Below are 17,333 nucleotides of genomic sequence, written 5' to 3'. Positions count from 1 at the left end.
AGCGGGAGCCGGCCGGCGATGTGTGGCGGGCCGGCCTTAGACTGCCACCACCCAGATCGCGTCAGAAGCCGAGGCCCCCAGGTCGATGTCCCGCTCGGGTTCGTGCACCCGGACGGTGGTCACGTCAGCATAGGGGCGGTGCTCCCTGACGGTGAGCCTGGTATCCGGTGCGAGGCCCAGCTCGGTGAAGTAACGCAGCATCTGCGGATCCGCATCCGAAATGCGCGTGATGGCCACCGTGTCCCCCGCGGCGGTTGCTGTGAGCCGGGTCCCCTCGGGCAGGCTGGGCCGGCCGTCGGCGCCGGGGATGGGGTCGCCGTGCGGATCCCGGGTGGGATGGCCAAGCTTTCGGTCCATCCGCTCAATCAGCTTGTCTGAGACGGCGTGCTCGAGGACCTCTGCTTCATCGTGGACCTCATCCCAGCTGTACCCCAGCACGTCCACCAGGAACGTCTCGAGGAGGCGGTGCCGGCGGACCATCGCGACGGCATGTGCCCGCCCGGCGTCAGTGAGCTCGATACTGCCGTAGGGCGCGTGCGTCACCAACCCCTGTCCGGCCAGCCTCTTGATCCCGTCCGACACGGTGGAGGGCCGCACACCGAGCCGTTCGGCCATCACGCTGACGGTGATCGGGGCCGGGGACCACTCCGTTGCTGACCAAATCAACTTCAGGTAGTCCTGGGCGGCGGAGGATAAATCAGAGACCGGCATGACGCCCATGGTATCAACCCGCAGCCGAATGTTAGGCTCACCGAACAAATTTGTTTTGGCAATGAAGCATCCACAACACCACCGAGGGCCTGGCAATCGTCACGCCGTTGGCGAAGCAGCCACCGGGCCTGTTCCGGCTAGCTGTGCTGGGACTGATCGCCGGCGCGCCCGCCATCGCCGGGGCACTCCTCGGGGCTACGGCCTACCAGCCGTCACTCTCTGCCTCCTGCTTGGCATCGGCACGCGGCGGTAATGTTCGCCACCGGCCTGCTGGTCCAGGCGTAACCCCACATCACGGGCCTAGTCTGCGGCGATGTACCCGTCCTGGGGAAACTTGGCGCCCCTATACTTGTCGTAGCAACGGCCGGGGGGCTTCCATGGAAAAACGACGCATCTGTCTTGTCATTGAGGACAATGACGACATCCGCGGATTGATCGGGATGGTGCTGAAACGCGCCGGTTTTGAGATCCGTTCGGTGGCCACCGGCACTGAAGGCATCGCCGGGGCAGCAGATCCGGCCGTCTCCCTCATCACCCTGGACCTGGGGCTGCCGGACATGGACGGCCACGTCGTGGCACGGGCAGTTCGGGCGCTGAGCTCCGCGCCGATGCTGTTCATCACTGCCCGGGCGGAGAACGATGACCTGCTTGCAGGAATGGCCTCGGGCGCCGCCGCCTACCTGACCAAGCCCTTCCGGGCCCAGGAACTTCGGGATGTCGCCAACCAGCTCTGCCCTGACCCCGCAGGCGCCCTGGTAATCACGGGCGACCAGGGGGAACTGGCGAAGCGACGCACCTAAAAGTACCTCTTGCGTCGCCGCCCGGACTGCTAGACGGTGCGGACGACGTCGTCGTAGCTGAACTTGGGCTTCGCGGCACCCCAGGCGCCCTCACCGGGCTGCCCGATATTGACCACCAGGAAGCTCTTCTGGTCGCCGGCAGGGAAGAAAGCGGCGTCGATGGCGCCGAAATCCGCTCCGGTCATGGGTCCGGCTGCGAAACCAAGCGAGCGGACGGCCAGGATGAAGTAGCCTGCCTGGAGGTGGGCGTTGTTGTTGCCGGTGGAAGCTGCAAGCTCCGGTGAGGCGTCGTACATGGCCTTGGGCGCGTTGTAGCCGGGGAGGAAGTTATCCCACTGGCCGGCCCAGTCGGTGTCATAGCTGAGGATCGCCACAAGCGGCGCGGAAGCGGTCTTGGCCTTGTTGCCGTTGGACAGCGCATCCACGAGCTTGGCGCGGGCTTCATCGGAGCGGACGTAGGTGACGCGCAGCGGCTGTGAGTTGAAGGCGGTGGGGCCGAACTTGGTGAGCTCATAAATGGCGCGGGCCTGGTCCTCGGTCACCTCACCGGTGAAGGAGTTGGCTGTGCGGGCCTCGGCAAAGATGGCGTCGACGGCGGCCGAATCGATGGCCGCTTCTTCGTGGGCAATAGTCATTGGCTTACCTTTCGCTGCGCAGCCTCGCCGGACGGCGGCTGTCTGTTCCTCTTCCTATGGTTGCAACTTCAAGCGATTGGGTCCTCTTCCCGTGACCCCACGTGACGTTGCACACAGGAGGGCATGCGGGCCCGGAACCAAGGGTTGTTCGAAGATCCTGACGTTGACGGCAAGGAACCGCGGACACGCTTAGGAACCGAAGGCAGCGCGGTATTCTTGCAGCGGAAGATCCCTGCCACCTTGCGGCAACCCCCTTTGAAAGGCCCACGCCATGAGCATGCTTGGAATGAAATGGAAGCTCCACGGCACAGGCAAGTCGATCCGGCCCGGCCACGTAGTTGGCCCCGATGAGCGGCTGGCGTGGCCCTTGACCATCGGGGTGGGGATGCAGCATGTGGTGGCCATGTTCGGGGCCACGTTCCTGGTCCCCATCATCACGGGCATGCCGCCGGCCACCACCCTGTTCTTCTCCGGCATCGGCACGCTGCTGTTCCTGGTCATCACCAAGGGCCGTGTGCCCAGCTACCTCGGCTCCAGCTTCGCCTTCATCGCCCCCATCATGGCGTCCCAGCAGCAGTTCGGCGTGCCCGGCGCGCTGGGCGGAGTGGTGCTTGCCGGCGTCGCACTGGCCCTGATCGGTGCGATTGTGCAGAAGTTTGGCGCGGGGTGGATCAACCGGCTGATGCCGCCGATCGTCACCGGTGCCATCGTGGCGCTGATCGGCCTGAACCTCGCCCCCGCCGCCAAAATGAACTTCGATGCCGCCCCCATCACCGCCGTCATCACACTGGCCACTATCATCCTGGTCAGTGTCCTTTTCCGCGGAATTATTGGACGGCTCAGCATCCTGGTGGGCGTTGTGGTGGGCTACCTGGTAGCCATGCTGCGCGGCGAAGTGAACTACGAAAAGATGGACGCCGCCGCCTGGGTTGGCCTGCCGCAGTTCCAGACGCCGGAATTCCACTTCGGCGTCCTGGGCCTCTTTGTTCCTGTGGTGCTGGTACTCGTGGCTGAGAACATCGGCCACGTGAAGTCCGTGGCAGCCATGACGGGCCAGAACCTCGACGGCGTCTCCGGCCGCGCGCTGATGGCCGACGGTGCGGCCACTGTCCTGGCCGGCCTTGGTGGCGGATCCGGCACCACCACCTACGCAGAGAACATCGGCGTTATGGCCGCCACGAAGGTCTATTCGACGGCGGCGTACTGGGTTGCCGGGGCCTTCGCCATCGTCCTCAGCTTCTCGCCAAAGTTCGGCGAACTGATCGCCACGGTGCCGCCCGGGGTACTGGGCGGTGCTGCCACCATGCTGTACGGGATGATCGGTATCCTGGGCGTCAAGATTTGGGTACAGAACAAGGTGAACTTCTCCAACCCCGTGAACCTGACTACGGCCGCCGTGGCCCTGATCATCGGCATTGCCGATTACACCTGGACCATCGGGGAGCTGAAGTTCACGGGTATTGCGCTGGGCTCGGCAGCAGCCCTGGTGATCTACCACGGCATGAAGGCGATCGCGAAGGCCAGGGGAACGGCAGCGGAACCGGAAACGGAGCAGTCAGGGCTGCCGCCGGCCGTCAAAGCAGCGGTCAATGCGGCGGCCAAGCGGGCACCGAAGAAGCGCTGACCCAGGCAAGGCTCCAGTCAGGCGGCGCTGCTCCCGCCGATGAACGGTCCCGGCGGGCTGCCGATGCCAAAGACCGGGCCGGGTTCGGGCCGTTTGGCGTGCAGCCCTTCGTCTTCAGCCGTGTGCGGCCTGAGTTGCCTGAGCACCCACGGAACCAGGTACTCGCGTGCCCAGATAAGGTCCTCCGCCCTGGCCTGGCGCCAGCTGCGCGGCGGCAGCTGCTTGGGCTGCAGCGGCATCAGGGTGTGCGGGACACCCAGGGCATTCAGCACAGCCGCCGCGATGGTGTGGTGCCCCAGCGGAGAAAAGTGCAGCCGGTCAGGATCCCACATCCCCGGATTTGAGAGCTCACGGAGGAACCACAGATCCACCATCACGGCATCGTGGCGGGCGGCTACGGCATGGAGATTTTCATTGAAGATCGCCACTTTCCCCCGGATCTGCCCGAAAACCGGAGTGGCTCCCCAGTCCGGTCCGGCGAAGAGGACCACTGTGGCGCCGGATCTGGCCAACTGGCCAACGCCGTCGTCGATTTTTTCCGCCAGCCGGTCAGGGTCACTCCGCCGGAAGACGATGTCGTTGCCGCCGGCGGACAGCGTCACCAGGTCCGGTTTTAGAGCCAGGGCAGGTTCCACCTGCTGGTCGAGGATCTGCTGCACCAACAGGCCCCTGACGGCTAGGTTGGCGTAGGCGAAATCCGGCTGGTTGGTGCTGAGTTCTTCGGCCACGCGGTCTGCCCAGCCGCGCAGCCCTCCTTCACTGAGCGGTTCAGGGTCCCCCACTCCCTCGGTGAACGAGTCCCCGAGCGCGACGAACCGGTGCCAAGGATGCGGTGCAGGGTCCGCAGGGCCATCCCGGGATGGCCGTTCCTGCTTCCAGACGTTCATGCCGAACTCCCTGTCTTGTAAGGCCCCTTTTTGCGGGCCGGTGATTCCACTGCCACGAGTCCGGCGAAGCCTGCATCGTCCAGGCCCGGGGTTACCGGGTCCCGGCGCGAGGCCGCCACAATATTCAAGGCAGCGTCGCGAAGCCCCTGATTGTTGTGCTTCGCGACGGTTCGGAGGTACTGGAGCGCTACTTCACGGCTGAGCCCGTAGTCGGCCATCAGGGCGCTGATGGCGAGGTCCATCAGCACCATGGAGCTTTGGGCTACGGCAAGTTCGGCACTGGCCTCCGCGCGTTCGGCTACCCGCAGCACCACGCGAAGCGCCCTGGCTACTTCCCGTGCGTACGCGCGCGTCAGGACGATGTCCTCGCTGGTGAAGGCATGCGGTGTGGAGGCGTAAAGGTTGATCGCTGCGCTGGATCCCGCCGTGGATACGATCGGCATGCAGAGCAGGGACCTGACGCCGTGGTCAGCAGCGGCGGCGGCGTAGCCTGGCCATCTCCTGTCCCGCGCGGTGTCGGCCAGGTGGACAAATTCGCCTGAACGTATGGCCTCCAGACCCGGTCCGTCCTCGAACGAGCATTGCTCCTGGTCTGCGGCCCTGGCCACGTCGCTGCCTGCAGCGATGGTATGCGCGTCCCCGTGGCGGAAAAACGTGGCGGCCCAACTGATGCCGCGGCGGTGGCCATCGATGCGCCGCATGAACTCATGGGTGACCTCACCAAGGAAGCTCTCCACTTCCTTGCTGTCGAACACCACATCCTGGGAGGCCGGGAGTGACTCCCAACCTGCATCCCCCGGGGTCTCCGCAACCATGGTCCACGCCTCGCTACGATACGAGCCGGCCCACTTCAAAGCCTGTTACTAGGATACGTCCGCGAACGGCCCTACAGGCCGGTTCCAGACCGAAAGTAACTGGTGCGCGGCACGAAAAGGGTGCCGTCCGGCACGGAGCCGAACGGCACCCAGGCAGACGCCGGGCGGCACCGGCAGGTTAGCCGGCGTCGAAACTCTCGTCGTCGTCGTCCTTTGGCGCCTTGTCCGCGGGCAGATCGTTCCCGCTTCCGTCCGGAAGGCCGGCCGCCTCCTGCCCGGACTCAGACGAGAACGGCTCGGAGCCTTGCTCATCAGCGTTGGATTCGTTGATCTCGGCCTCCGCGGAGGGCACGTCCGCATCGCGGGGTACCGGCGGCTCCCCGGGCTCGAATCCGGGATCGTTGGTGTCGGTTTCGGCGTGGTACTGCTCGTCCGTGCCACCAAAGCGTCCGGCGCCGGGCTCGCCGGCACTGTCCTGGTCCTCTTCGGCCAGGTGACCGAGGTTGGGCGTGCCCGTGGGGAAGGTTTCTCCCGAGGCGCTGTCCTGGTTCAGGCCCGCGGCGTCGAAGTCCTCTTCCTCGCGGGGCTGCGCGAACTGCTTGTTATCGGCACCGCCCATCTCCTGCTCCGCGGTGGGCGTGCCGTAGCCCCCGACTTCCTCTTCCGGCTGGTTGTCCTGACTCATGGTTCCTCCTGTTGTGGATGTGGATGAATCTGACGTGCAAACTTCTTCGCTATAGCCCCTTGCCGCCGGTCACTGGCAGCACGGCACCCGAAATGTAGGACCCCTGGTCGGAGGCGAGCAAGACATAGGCCGCTGCGAGTTCGGCGGGCTGGCCCGCGCGCTGCAAGGGGGTGTCCTGACCAAACTTGGGCAGTTTGTCCGGCCACTCGGTGGCCGGGATCAGCGGCGTCCAGATAGGGCCCGGGGCCACCGCGTTCACGCGGATTCCCTTTGGCCCCAGCTCCTGGGCAAGCGCCTTGGTAAAGGCCACCTGCGCCGCCTTGGTCATCGCATAGTCGATCAGCCCCGGCGAGGGATTGAAAGCCTGAATGGAGGCGGTGGTGATGATCGAAGCACCGGCTTTCAGGTGCGGAACCGCGGCCCGCGCGGTCCAGAGCAACGAGTACAGGTTGGTCCGGAATACCCGGTCGAACTCCTCAGTGGGAAGCGACTCGAAACTCTCGCGGTTCTTCTGGTATGCCGCGTTGAGCACCACGACGTCCAGGCCGCCAAACTCAGCCACCGTATCCTCCACAATCCGGGTGCTGAATTCCTCCTGTCGCCCGTCGCCGGGCAGCAGCAGGGCGCGCTTGCCAGCTTTCCGGATCCAGTCGGCGGTGTCCTGGGCGTCGTCCTCCTCCTCCGGGAGGTAGGAAATCGCGACGTCGGCCCCCTCACGGGCGAAGGCAATGGCCGCCGCTTTGCCGATTCCGGAGTCGCCGCCGGTGATGAGCGCAGCTTTGCCTTCCAGTGCGCCATGGCCTTCGTAGCTGTGCTCGCCGTGGTCCGGCCGCGGGTCCATGGGTGCTGTGAGGCCGGGTTGTTTTTGTTCCTGCTCCGGGAAGGGCCCGGAGTGGTAGCCGCCCCTGGGGTCGGTGGGCGGGTCGGTCTGTTTCTGCGTATCGCTCATAGTCCACCTACTCACGTCAATCGGTTTTCGAAGGGCTCCTGCTTGCGCCGGTTCTTCGAAACTATCCCGCTGGGCGAAGCAAAGTCCACCGTTCAGGCTGAATAATCAGTAAACTTATCAAACGTTGATCTTGGCGCAACTTCAGCCTAGTTTTGGAGCACGCGGCGCCGCAGGAGGATCCCTGCGACGAGGCAGCAACCGGGCGGAGAGGGAGAAGGCATGTCTGACGTGGAGGACTACACCGGAAGCACAGGCCGCAACGAGACCCGGGAGGAGCAACTGGACCGCAACTGGGCCGAACTCTTGCAAGAGCTCCGCGTGCTGCAGACCGGTGTCCAGATTCTCGCAGGCTTTCTTTTGACCCTTCCATTCCAGGAGCGCTTCGAACACCTCGACGATTTCCAAGTCACCCTCTATCTTGTCAACGTGGTCATTGCCACGCTCACCACTGCCTTTATCCTGCTTCCCGTCAGCGTGCACCGCCGGCTGTTCCGGCAGCGCCTCAAGGCGACGCTGGTCTCAAGCGCCGATTCCATCACCAAGATCGCACTGGCCGGGGTTGCCATGCTCAGCGTTGGAACGGCAGCCCTCGTATTTGATGTCACTGCGGGCCGCTCAGCGGGCCTGACTGCCGGCGGAATCCTGCTGGCCGTCCTGCTGGTGCTGCTGATCTACGTCCCGCTGCGGCTGAACCACCGTGCCAAGGGAAGCCAGCCAGGCTCCTAAAGCAAGCAAGCCAGACGGTCAGGAAACCCCGGGAGATGGAGCAACAATGCGCACATGGGCCAAAGAGCACGGGCTGCTGCTGGCCAACGCCGGCTTATTCGTGGTGTTCTTCGGCGGGATGATCCTGTCCGGCGCAGCTGCTTACAGCGAGGAACAGGCGGCGCATGGCCAGCAGGCGGTGACCGTCCTTGAGTACCTGTCCACTGGAAACTTCGTGGAGGCCACCTTCGAAAACTGGGAATCGGAATTCCTGCAGATGGCCATGTACGTCATCCTGACGGTCTTCCTGTTCCAGAGGGGCTCTTCGGAGTCCAAACCGATGGGCAAGAAGGCGCCGCAGGACCAGGACCCGCGCGATGCGACCATCAAGGACGCCACTCCCTGGCCGGTGAAGCGTGGCGGCCTGGTACTCAAAATCTACGAGCACTCGCTGTCCCTGCTCCTCCTGGCCCTCTTTGTCTTCTCCTTCACCATGCACGCGCTGGGCGGCACGTCGGCATACAACGAGGAACAGCTCAGCCACGGCGAATCCACCGTCACGGTCCTGGAGTACTTGGGAACCAGCCAGTTCTGGTTCGAATCCTTCCAGAACTGGCAAAGCGAATTCCTCGCCGTCGCCGTCCTGGTGGGAACGTCCGTCTACCTCCGCGAGAAGGGCTCCCCGGAATCCAAGCCGGTCGCCGAGCCGCATTACGAGACCGGGGCGTAAGCCGCGCTCTCGGACCTTTGGAAACACCCATCCCGAACAGGACCTGGACAGGAGAGTTCCATGCAGAGAATGCTGAGGACCATCATCGTGGCGCTGGCGCTGTTGGCCGCCGCACCGCTGGCCGCGGCAGCCCATGCCGCCCCAACCGCCAGCCAAGCGATTGAGGCCAAAGCCATTGAGGCGCAGGCAGCCGTACCGGCTTCGACCGTCAGTCCATCCCCCACTGACCCGGCATCAACCGGTCCAGCCAACCCGGGAACGGGTGAAACGGGCGACGCCGAAGCGACGCGGGTGGACTACGCACCGTGGGTGATCGGCGCCGTCGCCCTGGTCACCCTGGTGGTGGTCCTGATCTGGCGCCGCCGGAGGAACACCACCATCGTCTAGCGGCGTCTCCGGTCAGAGGCCTTTCGCTTTTCATCCAATAGGCGCCGGACCCAGCTCATCAAGCAGCTTCTGCATGGCCACATACGCCTTGTTGCGGTAGGCGATCAGCTCTGGTGTACGCTCCGCGGGGACGTTGAGGAAGCCGGCCCCGGTCTTGGTGCCAAGCTTTCCGGCCTCCACCAGGTCGCTCAGGATCCTCGGGGTGGCGAACCGTTCAGGGAACTCCTTCTGCAGGGATTTGTAGCAGAAGTTGTACACGTCCAGGCCGGCCATGTCGGCGATGGCGAACGGGCCGAAGAACGGCAGCCGGAAGCCGAAGGTGGTGCGGACCAGGGTGTCCACGTCGTCCGCCGTCGCAATGCCCTGCTCCACCAGCTGCGCCGCCTCGTGGAACAGCGCATACTGCAGGCGGTTGAGCACAAACCCGGTGGTGTCCTTGACCACGGCGGTCTGTTTGCCGGCTGCGTGGACCAGCTCGCGGACCGCGCCCACGGTGGAGGCGGATGTTCCGGCGTGCGGGATGATCTCCACACCGGGAATGAAGGGCGACGGGTTCGAGAAATGCACACCCAGGAACCGCTCCGGGTTGCTGACCGGCCCGGACAGTTCGGCGATGGAAATGGTGGAGGTGTTGGAGCCGATGATGGCGTCCGGCCGGGCCGCTGCACTGATGCGGGCCAGCGTCTGGTGCTTGATGGCCAGGATTTCGGGGACCGCCTCTTCGATGAAGTCCGCGTCCGCCACCGCTTCCTCGATGTCCTTCGCGGCCCACAGGTTCTGCTTCAGGATCTCGGTGGAACCTTCTGGGAACAGTCCATCGGCCACGAACTGGTCGGACTCAACCAGGAGCCGGTCGTAGTTTCCCTGGGCCACCTCGGCGGACACATCGGAGAGAGCCACACGGGCCCCGCCCAGAGCCAGGACCTGCGCGATCCCGCCTCCCATGTAGCCGGAGCCCACGATGGCGATCTTCCGGGCACCGCCGGTGCTGGTTGGGTGGGATGAATTTTTAGTCATGATCAGACTGCTTTCGTGGATTCGGGTTCGTAGGAGCAGATGGCGTCCACCTTCGCGGCGGAGGCCGAGGTCTCATCAAACCGGTAGCCGAGCCATTCGCCCACCAGTTTCTTGGCCAGTTCCAGGCCGATGACGCGCTGGCCCATGGTGAGGACCTGCGCGTTGTTGCTCAGCACCGAGCGCTCCACCGAGTACCCGTCATGGGCCGTGACCGCCCGGATTCCCGGGACCTTGTTGGCCGCGATGGCCACGCCCAGTCCGGTGCCGCAGATCAGCAGGGCGCGGTCCGCCTCACCCTGGGCCACCTTGCGGGCGGCGTCGACGGCGACGTGCGGGTACGCGGTGGTGTCTCCAGCACCAACGCCCACGTCCAGAACGGACGCAACGCGGCTGTCAGCTTCGAGCAGGGCCTTCAGCGCGTCCTTGTACTCGACGCCGGCCTCGTCGTTCCCGATGACGATCCGCCATCCTGCCGCATCACCGGCGCTCATGCCTGAGCCCCGTTTCCGGCCACCAAAGCGGCCGCCATGGGAGAAGACAGGCGTGGCGGCGACTCGAAGTAATCAGATACCCGGGTGGCGATCAGGGCAAAGGACACCGCTCCGGGATCCGGGTGGCCCAGGCTCTTTTCGGCCAGCGGCCGCGCCCTTCCCTTCAGCGGGCGCAGGGATGCGGTGGCGTCGGCCGCCTGCCGGGCTGCGGTCACCGCGGCGGTCAGCGCCCCGGTCACTGGCGTGCCGTCGTCGAACGCGGCCACGAAGGCGTCCCGGAAGGGAAGCAGTGCGTCCACCATGGTCTTGTCGCCCAGATCAGCCTTGCCCAGGGTGGTGACGGCGTCCGCGAAGGCGGTCACTGCGGCCGCTGCGTCCCCTCCGCTGTAGGAGTCCTTGTTGCCCAGGGCCTGCCCGGCCGCCGCCAGGGCGGATCCCCAGAGCGCCCCCGAGGTGCCGCCGGCGCGTTCGCTCCACGCTTCGCCCGCCGCAGTGAGGACGCGGTGAACCGAAAGTCCCGCGCCAACAGCTTCACCGGCCGCTGCCACCGCGGCGTCCACGCCCCGGCGCATGCCGACGCCATGGTCGCCGTCGCCGGCAATGGCATCCAGCCTGCCCAGTTCACGTTCATGGACGACGACGGCGTCCCTCGCCTGGACGAGCACGGCGGCTGCCAGCCGGCCCAGCCCGGCTGCTTCCGCCGTCGTATCTTCCTCCTCGGCGGCCAGGGCACGTTCCGGTGCGGCCAGTTCCCGCCGAGACCGCGGTGCCAGGCTGCCCTTGCGGTACCCGGGGGTGTCGGCCGGGGCTGTCCAGAAGCGCTCCAGTTCGTCATCCAGCCACAGCAGGGTGAGGGACAGCCCGGACATGTCCAGGCTGGTGACCAGTTCGCCGCATTCCGGTTCCACGATGGTCAGGCCTGCGGCGGTGAGGAGCTTGTCAATCTTGCCGAACAGCAGGAACAGTTCCTCGTACTTCACCCTGCCGAGGCCGTTGAGGATGGCCACTACGCGGTTCCCGGCATCATCGGGCCTCTCCCGGAGCAGGCCGGAAACGAGCAGTTCGGCCAGTTCGGACGCCGTGGGCATGGGATGGTCGGAGATCCCGGGTTCACCGTGGATGCCCAGCCCGAGCGACATCCCGCCGGCCGGCACGTGGAACAGCGGTTCGGCAGCGCCAGGCAGGGTGCAGCCGTCGAAAGCCACGCCGAGGGACCGCGTGCGGTGGTTGGCCAGCACGGCGAGCCGTTCGACGGCGTCCAGATCAAGTCCCGCTTCGGCTGCTGCGCCGGCGATCTTGAAGACGGTCAGGTCACCGGCGATCCCCCGGCGCTTGTCGATCTGGTCCAGCGGGGCGCTGGCAATGTCATCCGTGACCAGGACGGTGCGGGTCTCGATGCCTTCGGCGTTGAGCCGCTGCTGCGCCTCGCCGAAATGGATCACGTCCCCGGCGTAGTTGCCGTAGCTGAACAGCACGCCGCCGCCTGCGTTGGCCGCCTTCGCCACCCGGTACGCCTGCCCGGCGGATGGCGACGTGAAGATGTTGCCGCACACGGCGCCTGCGGCGAGGCCTGGCCCCACCAGGCCGGCGAAGGCCGGGTAGTGGCCGGAGCCGCCGCCCACCACCACGGCCACCTGGCCGGCGGGCACCTCGGTGGAGCGGACCACGCCGCCGTCCACCCTGGCCACGTAGCCGCGGTTGGCTGCCACGAGGCCGTCCAGTGCCTCCTGCGCAAAGTCGGCGGGGTTGTCAAAGATCTGGGTCATGGTTTCCTCATCGAATCCTTGGGTTGAAAACGCCGTGATGCCGCGCCTACACGCGGGCGGGCTGCGCCGGCTGCTGCCGCCCCTGGGCCACCTGGCTGCTGCCCAGGGCGTATCCGCCGGTCTTGGGGAGGACGTGCCGGCGGAGGTAGTCCTGGTTGGTGGCCGAAACACTCAGTCCGTCCCCGCCGTAGTGCTCGGTGCACAGGATCCCCTGGAAACCGGCGGACAGTGCCATCTTGAAGGCCTCCCGGTAGTTGATGAGGCCGCTTTCCATGGGGGCCGGCATGGCCACATACATGTCGCGGGCCACGTCTTCGTCGCGGAGGTAGTTCTTCATGTGCCAGAAGTTGGCGTACGGCAGGGTTTTGGCCACCAGTTCCCGCCAGTCCTCCACCGGCCGGTGCAGCCGGATCAGGTTGCCAAGGTCCGGGTTGAGGCCCACATTGGGGAGCCCAATGTCCTGGACAAGGCGCACGGAAGAATCTGCGGTGCCCAGGTAAGTGTCCTCGTACATTTCGAGTGAGAGCAGGAGGCCCACCTCGGCGGCGTGCCGGCCGAGTTCCCGGAGGCGTGAAACGGCGTTGCCCCAGGTTTCCCGATCTCCCTCCGGGTCCTTGTGGCCTTCAACCGTCCAGAACCAGAGCTGTTTCTGCTGCTCCGGCGTGATGGCCTGGTGGAGGCCAAAGGAGACAACCTCGCAGCCCAACTCCGCGGCCGCGTCAATGGTCCGGTGGCTGTAGGCGAGGTTGGATTCCCAGTTCCGCCCGTCAATGACGCTGCGGCGGATGGCGGAGATGGCAGGGGTGCCGATGCCCACGTCCTGTGCCGTCTGCCTGAAGTCGGCCAGCCGGTACGGGCTGAGGTCGCCGGGCCGGACCCAACTGTCGGTCAGGTCCGCGTTGGCGAACCCGGCGTCCTTGACCTCGGTCAGCACCTCTGCCCAGGCGGAGGGATCAGCATCGTTGATGTGGGTTCCCTGCGCGCTGGTGCCCGGGAAGGGCAGCATGGCCGCGGTGATGGGCCAGTTTTCGGCGGTGTAGGCCATCCCTAGACCGCTTCCTGCGTCTGGAGCCTGTCCAGATCCTCGGCAAGGACGGTCAGCTCGACGCCCGCCGGCCGTTCCACGGTGCTGCGGATGGCTACGGCCGCGCCGCTGTGGGCTGATTCGAGGACCGATTCCATGACCTCAAGGGCGTGGTAGGCCATGGCGCCGCCCGCGCGGGGTTCGGCACCCGCCGGTGTGGACGCCAGGTCCGCGATGCCGAAGCCGCGCCCGGAGTCAACGTACCCGGCGGACACCGGAAGGGTTTCCCAGTCCTCGGCCCCGAGGGAAAACAGCTGGACGTCGCCGTCGAAGTAGTTGGGATCGGGGACCACCAGGGACCCGCGCTCCCCATGGATTTCGATGTTCGGTGACTTGGATTTCACGGCGTCGAAGCTCATGAAAAGGGTGGAGAGCGCGCCTGAGGCGTGGACCAGGACGCCCGTGACGTGGGAATCGATGGCAACGGGGACCTTCTCGCCCAGGCGCGGGCCGGAACCGATGGTGCGTTCGTTGCGGGTATGGCTGGCGGCGCCGATGACCGAGACGACGGGACCCAGCAAGGTGACCAGGGCGGTCACGTAGTACGGGCCCATGTCCAGGAGCGGGCCGCCGCCGGGCTGGTAGTAGAAGTCCGGGTTCGGGTGCCACCGCTCGTGGCCCGGGGTCACCATCGTGGCGGAGGCCGAGATAGGTGCGCCGATCAGACCGTCATCGATCGCCTTGCGCGCGGTCTGGATGCCGGTCCCCAGTACTGTGTCAGGAGCGCAGCCGACGGCGACGCCCGCCTCGCGCGCCGCATCCAGCACCTGGCCTGCCTCGGCAGTGGTGGCGGCGAGGGGCTTCTCGCCGTACACGCTCTTTCCGGCGGCGATGGCCTTCAGCGCCACCTCGGCGTGGGCGGCGGGGATGGTCAGGTTCAGGACCAGTTCGACGTCGTCCGCGGCAAGGAGTTCCTCGACGGTAATGGCGCGGACACCTTCGTAGGCATCCGCCACGGCCTGGGCGCGTGCGGGGTCCAGGTCCGCTACGGCCACGAGGTCGATCTGTCCGAGTTTGCGGAAGTTCGCCAGGTACTGCGCGATGATGGCTCCGCAGCCAATGATTCCGACTTTCAACGGCTTGCCCACAGCAGGCCCCTTTCGATGATGGTGCGGACGTTGGCGTCCTGGAGGATTTCGACCCGGTGGCCGGGGGTGGCGACGAAGATGCGGCCTTTGCCCCATTGGCGGGTCCAGATGGCCGGTGAGGTGACTTCGCGGTTCCACGGGTCCCACTCGCGGACCTTCTGGGTGGTGGTGGCCAGGACGTCGATGTAGTCGTCGGAGAGTACCCAGTACTGCTCGGTGACAAGGTCGAAGTCGGAGATGCCCTGGGTGATGGGGTGCTCCGCGGCCGCCGGAAGCATGTTGACTGTGTAGGGAACGTAGTTGTCCGACTGCTCGCCGACACACTCGTCCGGGTGCTTGCCGGGGTGGCAGGCGAACTGGCCGCCGATCAGGTGCAGGTAGTCCGAGTTGTTACGGTACGAATCGGCGATGCCGCCGTGCCAGCCGGCCAGGCCGGTGCCGTTTTCGACGGCGGCCCGCAGCCCGGCGAACTCGTCTTTTTCGATGGTGGTCATGGTCATGCACTGCATGACCAGGTCCACGCCGGCCATGTACTCGGCGTCGGCATAGACCTTGGGGGATTCCTCGACGCGGACGTCGTAGCCGTTGTCCTTGAGGTAGGGGATGAAGAGTTCCGTGGCCTCGTACGGCTGGTGGCCGTCCCAGCCGCCGCGGACCACCAGGGCGTTCTTGCGTTCTGTCATGTCGGAGTTTCCTTTTGTTTGGCTGCCGGCCGGGGCCGGAAAAGTGTGGGTCAGCGGCTGGAGAAGGCGGCGTCGAAAGCGGCTGCCGGCGGGGCGATGCGGGCGAGTTCCTTGACCATGGCCAGTGCCTGCGGTGCACCGACGAGCCGGTCCATGCCGGCGTCCTCCCACTCGATGCTGGTGGGCCCGGTGTAGCCGATGGCGTTCAGGGTGCGGAAGATCCGGTTCCACTGGACGTCCCCGTGCCCGGCGGTGACGAAGTCCCAGCCGCGCCGGGGGTCCGCCCACGCCAGGTGGGAGCCCAGGCGCCCGTTGCGGCCATCGAGCTGGCGGACTGATTCCTTGACGTGCACGTGGAGGATGTGGTCCGCGAAGTCCTGGAGGAACATCACCGGATCCAGGTCCTGCCAGATGAAGTGGGACGGGTCGAAGTTAAGCCCAAAGCTCTTGCGGTGCCCGATCGCCTCCAGGGTGCGCTTGGCCGTCCAGTAGTCGTAGGCGATTTCGGACGGGTGGACCTCAAGGGCGAAACGGACGCCCACCTCGTCGAAGACATCCAGGATAGGGTTCCAGCGGTCCGCGAAGTCCTGGTAGCCGGCGTCGATCATTGCCTCGGAGGCGGGCGGGAACATGGCCACCGCCTTCCAGATGGACGAGCCGGTAAAGCCTGTCACTGTCTTGACGCCCAGGCGCGCGGCGGCCCGTGCCGTGTCCTTCATGGACTCCGCGGCCCGGCGGCGAACACCCTCTGGGTCGCCGTCGCCCCAGATCTCCGCGGACAGGATGCCCTGGTGGCGTTCGTCGATGGGGTCATCACACACGGCCTGGCCGGTGAGGTGGTTGGCGATGGCGAAGACCTTCAGGTGGTTCTTCTCCAGGATGTCCAGCCTGCCCTGGAGGTAGTTGTCGTCCTCCGCCGCCCGGCGGGGGTCCAAATGGTCGCCCCAGCAGGCGATCTCGAGACCGTCGAAGCCCCACTCGCCGGCGAGCCGGGCCACCTCCTCGAACGGCAGGTCGGCCCACTGGCCGGTAAAAAGCGTGATTGGTCGTGTCATGGTGTTCCTTCTCCTGTGTTCACGTTCCTAGACCTTCTGCCACTGGCTGGAGTTGGCGGCGCTGGCCTCCACGGCCGCCAGGACCCGCTGGACCTGCAAGGCGTCCGCGAAGGACGGTTCCGGCTGGCGGCCCTCACCGATTGCGGTGACCAGGTCCACCACCTGGTGGGTGAAGCCGTGCTCGTAGCCCAGGCCGTGGCCGGTGGGCCACCAGTTGCCGACGTACGGGTGCTCGGGTTCGGTGACGAAGATTTTCCGGAAGCCGGCGTCCGGGGACTCTGCCGCGTCATAGAAGGACAGGACGTTCATGTCCTCGAAATCGAAGGCGAGGGAGCCTTTGGTGCCGTTCAGTTCCAAACGCATGGCGTTCTTCCGGCCCAGCGCGTACCGCGTAGCTTCAAAGACGCCGATCGCACCCGCGGAAGCGCCGCCGTCGAACCTTGCACTGAAGATGGCGGCGTCATCCACGGTGACCTTCCCGCGGGGCGCATCGCCGCTGAGGTCGCCGTGGCCGCCCAGGCCCACGAGGTCGCCGGCCAGCGGGCGTTCCGGGACAAACGTTTCAAGCAGCGCCGAAACGCCCGTGATGCTCTGCCCTGCCACCCACTGGGCGGCGTCGATGCTGTGCGCACCGATGTCGCCGAGGGACCCGGACCCTGACTTGCTCTTGTCCAGCCGCCAGGTCATGGGGGCGTTGGCATCAGAGAGCCAGTCCTGCAGATACTGCGCCCGGATGTGGCGGATCTCGCCCAGCCGGCCCTGCTCCACGAACCGTTTAGCCAGCGCCAGCGCCGGGGTGCGGCGGTAGCTGAAGCCGCACATGGACATGACTCCCTGCTTGGCGGCGGTCTCTGCAGCGAGGGTCATCCGCTCGGCTTCCTCCACGGAGTTCGCCAGCGGCTTCTCGCACAGCACGTGCTTTCCGGCCTCGAGGGCTGCTATGGCGATCTCGGCGTGGGTGTCGCCGGGTGTGCAGATGTCGATCAGGTCGATGTCGTCGCGCTCGATCAGGCGGCGCCAGTCCGTCTCCACCGAGTCCCAGCCCAGCTTGTCCGCGGCTGCCCTGGCGGCATCGGCGTTCCGGCCGGCGACGGCGGTGAGCCGGGGCTGCAGCGGCAGGTCGAAAAACCGTGGTGCGGTGTGCCAGGCGTGGGAGTGTGCTGCGCCCATGAAGGCGTAACCCACCATGCCGACGCGAAGGGGCCGTGCGGAGGTCATGTG

The 17,333-nt window shown here is 66.1% G+C and carries 19 protein-coding genes; 5 read left to right on the top strand and 14 right to left on the bottom strand.

The features are described from left to right. Positions 1 to 36 precede the first annotated feature (36 nt). The gene (locus tag ACLKOZ_RS04535; RefSeq protein WP_436473137.1) at positions 37 to 711 is read right to left on the bottom strand and encodes a metal-dependent transcriptional regulator; all 675 of its coding nucleotides are present in this window, start codon (positions 709 to 711) and stop codon (positions 37 to 39) included. Positions 712 to 1,088: 377 nt separating this feature from the next. On the opposite strand from ACLKOZ_RS04535, the gene ACLKOZ_RS04530 reads away from it, so the two are divergent. Further along, a complete protein-coding gene (locus ACLKOZ_RS04530) occupies positions 1,089 to 1,511 on the top strand; it encodes a response regulator transcription factor (protein WP_337345395.1) in 423 nt (140 codons plus the stop codon). A 29-nt stretch (positions 1,512 to 1,540) separates the two neighbouring features. On the opposite strand, the gene ACLKOZ_RS04525 is transcribed toward ACLKOZ_RS04530, so the two are convergent. Then, positions 1,541 to 2,146, bottom strand: a complete 606-nt coding sequence (locus tag ACLKOZ_RS04525) for a malonic semialdehyde reductase (RefSeq protein WP_337345394.1) — start codon at positions 2,144 to 2,146, stop codon at positions 1,541 to 1,543. 271 nt (positions 2,147 to 2,417) lie between these two features. On the opposite strand from ACLKOZ_RS04525, the gene ACLKOZ_RS04520 reads away from it, so the two are divergent. Beyond that, positions 2,418 to 3,770: a uracil-xanthine permease family protein gene (locus ACLKOZ_RS04520; RefSeq protein ID WP_337345393.1), complete on the top strand. Its 1,353-nt coding sequence runs from the start codon at positions 2,418 to 2,420 to the stop codon at positions 3,768 to 3,770. 17 nt (positions 3,771 to 3,787) lie between these two features. Here ACLKOZ_RS04520 and ACLKOZ_RS04515 read toward each other — a convergent pair whose 3' ends face one another. The 4 genes from ACLKOZ_RS04515 to ACLKOZ_RS04500 form a co-directional block, all read right to left on the bottom strand. Then, entirely contained in the window at positions 3,788 to 4,657 is an 870-nt protein-coding gene (locus ACLKOZ_RS04515) for an SGNH/GDSL hydrolase family protein (RefSeq protein ID WP_337345392.1), read from the bottom strand. Beyond that, entirely contained in the window at positions 4,654 to 5,472 is an 819-nt protein-coding gene (locus ACLKOZ_RS04510; RefSeq protein ID WP_436473133.1) for a GAF domain-containing protein, read from the bottom strand. The genes ACLKOZ_RS04515 and ACLKOZ_RS04510 overlap by 4 nt, the downstream gene beginning before the upstream one ends. Positions 5,473 to 5,650: 178 nt before the next feature. Continuing rightward, on the bottom strand, positions 5,651 to 6,157 hold the full coding sequence (locus ACLKOZ_RS04505; protein WP_436473131.1) for a hypothetical protein: 507 nt from the start codon (positions 6,155 to 6,157) through the stop codon (positions 5,651 to 5,653). Between the two features lie 49 nt (positions 6,158 to 6,206). After that, complete coding sequence (locus ACLKOZ_RS04500) at positions 6,207 to 7,106, bottom strand: SDR family oxidoreductase (RefSeq protein ID WP_337345389.1); 900 nt, start codon at positions 7,104 to 7,106, stop codon at positions 6,207 to 6,209. Between the two features lie 219 nt (positions 7,107 to 7,325). Here ACLKOZ_RS04500 and ACLKOZ_RS04495 point away from each other — a divergent pair, with 219 nt between their 5' ends. Genes ACLKOZ_RS04495 through ACLKOZ_RS04485 form a run of 3 tightly spaced genes read left to right on the top strand, consistent with a single transcriptional unit; the run spans position 7,326 to position 8,928 of the window. Then, positions 7,326 to 7,832: a DUF6328 family protein gene (locus ACLKOZ_RS04495; protein ID WP_436473129.1), complete on the top strand. Its 507-nt coding sequence runs from the start codon at positions 7,326 to 7,328 to the stop codon at positions 7,830 to 7,832. A gap of 46 nt (positions 7,833 to 7,878) precedes the next feature. Then, on the top strand, positions 7,879 to 8,541 hold the full coding sequence (locus ACLKOZ_RS04490; protein WP_436473127.1) for a DUF6766 family protein: 663 nt from the start codon (positions 7,879 to 7,881) through the stop codon (positions 8,539 to 8,541). 60 nt (positions 8,542 to 8,601) lie between these two features. Next, a complete protein-coding gene (locus ACLKOZ_RS04485; protein WP_436473126.1) occupies positions 8,602 to 8,928 on the top strand; it encodes a LuxR family transcriptional regulator in 327 nt (108 codons plus the stop codon). Between the two features lie 30 nt (positions 8,929 to 8,958). Here the strand turns inward: ACLKOZ_RS04485 and ACLKOZ_RS04480 are convergent, their stop codons facing one another. From ACLKOZ_RS04480 to ACLKOZ_RS04445, 8 genes are read right to left on the bottom strand one after another with little or no spacing between them, the layout of a single operon-like run. Further along, a complete protein-coding gene (locus tag ACLKOZ_RS04480) occupies positions 8,959 to 9,945 on the bottom strand; it encodes a 3-hydroxyacyl-CoA dehydrogenase family protein (RefSeq protein ID WP_337350626.1) in 987 nt (328 codons plus the stop codon). A gap of 2 nt (positions 9,946 to 9,947) precedes the next feature. Further along, positions 9,948 to 10,436 (bottom strand): ribose-5-phosphate isomerase, encoded by a 489-nt coding sequence (locus ACLKOZ_RS04475; protein WP_436473123.1) that lies wholly within the window; start codon positions 10,434 to 10,436, stop codon positions 9,948 to 9,950. Beyond that, positions 10,433 to 12,202 (bottom strand): dihydroxyacetone kinase family protein, encoded by a 1,770-nt coding sequence (locus ACLKOZ_RS04470; protein ID WP_436473121.1) that lies wholly within the window; start codon positions 12,200 to 12,202, stop codon positions 10,433 to 10,435. Before ACLKOZ_RS04470 ends, ACLKOZ_RS04475 begins: the two co-directional genes overlap by 4 nt. A 46-nt stretch (positions 12,203 to 12,248) precedes the next feature. After that, entirely contained in the window at positions 12,249 to 13,247 is a 999-nt protein-coding gene (locus ACLKOZ_RS04465) for a sugar phosphate isomerase/epimerase family protein (protein ID WP_436473119.1), read from the bottom strand. A 2-nt stretch (positions 13,248 to 13,249) separates the two neighbouring features. After that, the gene (locus ACLKOZ_RS04460) at positions 13,250 to 14,374 is read right to left on the bottom strand and encodes a Gfo/Idh/MocA family protein (RefSeq protein WP_436473117.1); all 1,125 of its coding nucleotides are present in this window, start codon (positions 14,372 to 14,374) and stop codon (positions 13,250 to 13,252) included. After that, the gene (locus ACLKOZ_RS04455) at positions 14,359 to 15,057 is read right to left on the bottom strand and encodes a ThuA domain-containing protein (RefSeq protein ID WP_436473115.1); all 699 of its coding nucleotides are present in this window, start codon (positions 15,055 to 15,057) and stop codon (positions 14,359 to 14,361) included. The genes ACLKOZ_RS04460 and ACLKOZ_RS04455 overlap by 16 nt, the downstream gene beginning before the upstream one ends. Positions 15,058 to 15,107: 50 nt before the next feature. After that, the gene (locus ACLKOZ_RS04450) at positions 15,108 to 16,112 is read right to left on the bottom strand and encodes a sugar phosphate isomerase/epimerase family protein (RefSeq protein WP_436473113.1); all 1,005 of its coding nucleotides are present in this window, start codon (positions 16,110 to 16,112) and stop codon (positions 15,108 to 15,110) included. 27 nt (positions 16,113 to 16,139) lie between these two features. Beyond that, positions 16,140 to 17,330: a Gfo/Idh/MocA family protein gene (locus tag ACLKOZ_RS04445; protein WP_436473112.1), complete on the bottom strand. Its 1,191-nt coding sequence runs from the start codon at positions 17,328 to 17,330 to the stop codon at positions 16,140 to 16,142. Positions 17,331 to 17,333 lie beyond the last annotated feature (3 nt).

Source organism: Arthrobacter sp. R4 (genome assembly GCF_051365025.1).
Lineage (GTDB): Bacteria > Actinomycetota > Actinomycetes > Actinomycetales > Micrococcaceae > Arthrobacter.
The sequence above is the reverse complement of the archived record's forward strand: the minus strand, read 5'-3'. Positions and strand labels throughout refer to the sequence as shown.

Bases quoted from the DNA above. Each gene is read 5' to 3' on its own strand.
- ACLKOZ_RS04505 (WP_436473131.1), bottom strand. From the start codon at position 6,157: ATGAGTCAGGACAACCAGCCGGAAGAGGAAGTCGGGGGCTACGGCACG.
- ACLKOZ_RS04445 (WP_436473112.1), bottom strand. From the start codon at position 17,330: ATGACCTCCGCACGGCCCCTTCGCGTCGGCATGGTGGGTTACGCCTTC.
- ACLKOZ_RS04495 (WP_436473129.1), top strand. From the start codon at position 7,326: ATGTCTGACGTGGAGGACTACACCGGAAGCACAGGCCGCAACGAGACC.
- ACLKOZ_RS04480 (WP_337350626.1), bottom strand. From the start codon at position 9,945: ATGACTAAAAATTCATCCCACCCAACCAGCACCGGCGGTGCCCGGAAG.
- ACLKOZ_RS04510 (WP_436473133.1), bottom strand. From the start codon at position 5,472: ATGGTTGCGGAGACCCCGGGGGATGCAGGTTGGGAGTCACTCCCGGCC.
- ACLKOZ_RS04450 (WP_436473113.1), bottom strand. From the start codon at position 16,112: ATGACACGACCAATCACGCTTTTTACCGGCCAGTGGGCCGACCTGCCG.
- ACLKOZ_RS04465 (WP_436473119.1), bottom strand. From the start codon at position 13,247: ATGGCCTACACCGCCGAAAACTGGCCCATCACCGCGGCCATGCTGCCC.
- ACLKOZ_RS04520 (WP_337345393.1), top strand. From the start codon at position 2,418: ATGAGCATGCTTGGAATGAAATGGAAGCTCCACGGCACAGGCAAGTCG.
- ACLKOZ_RS04470 (WP_436473121.1), bottom strand. From the start codon at position 12,202: ATGACCCAGATCTTTGACAACCCCGCCGACTTTGCGCAGGAGGCACTG.
- ACLKOZ_RS04475 (WP_436473123.1), bottom strand. From the start codon at position 10,436: ATGAGCGCCGGTGATGCGGCAGGATGGCGGATCGTCATCGGGAACGAC.
- ACLKOZ_RS04525 (WP_337345394.1), bottom strand. From the start codon at position 2,146: ATGACTATTGCCCACGAAGAAGCGGCCATCGATTCGGCCGCCGTCGAC.
- ACLKOZ_RS04535 (WP_436473137.1), bottom strand. From the start codon at position 711: ATGCCGGTCTCTGATTTATCCTCCGCCGCCCAGGACTACCTGAAGTTG.
- ACLKOZ_RS04455 (WP_436473115.1), bottom strand. From the start codon at position 15,057: ATGACAGAACGCAAGAACGCCCTGGTGGTCCGCGGCGGCTGGGACGGC.
- ACLKOZ_RS04515 (WP_337345392.1), bottom strand. From the start codon at position 4,657: ATGAACGTCTGGAAGCAGGAACGGCCATCCCGGGATGGCCCTGCGGAC.
- ACLKOZ_RS04500 (WP_337345389.1), bottom strand. From the start codon at position 7,106: ATGAGCGATACGCAGAAACAGACCGACCCGCCCACCGACCCCAGGGGC.
- ACLKOZ_RS04530 (WP_337345395.1), top strand. From the start codon at position 1,089: ATGGAAAAACGACGCATCTGTCTTGTCATTGAGGACAATGACGACATC.
- ACLKOZ_RS04490 (WP_436473127.1), top strand. From the start codon at position 7,879: ATGCGCACATGGGCCAAAGAGCACGGGCTGCTGCTGGCCAACGCCGGC.
- ACLKOZ_RS04485 (WP_436473126.1), top strand. From the start codon at position 8,602: ATGCAGAGAATGCTGAGGACCATCATCGTGGCGCTGGCGCTGTTGGCC.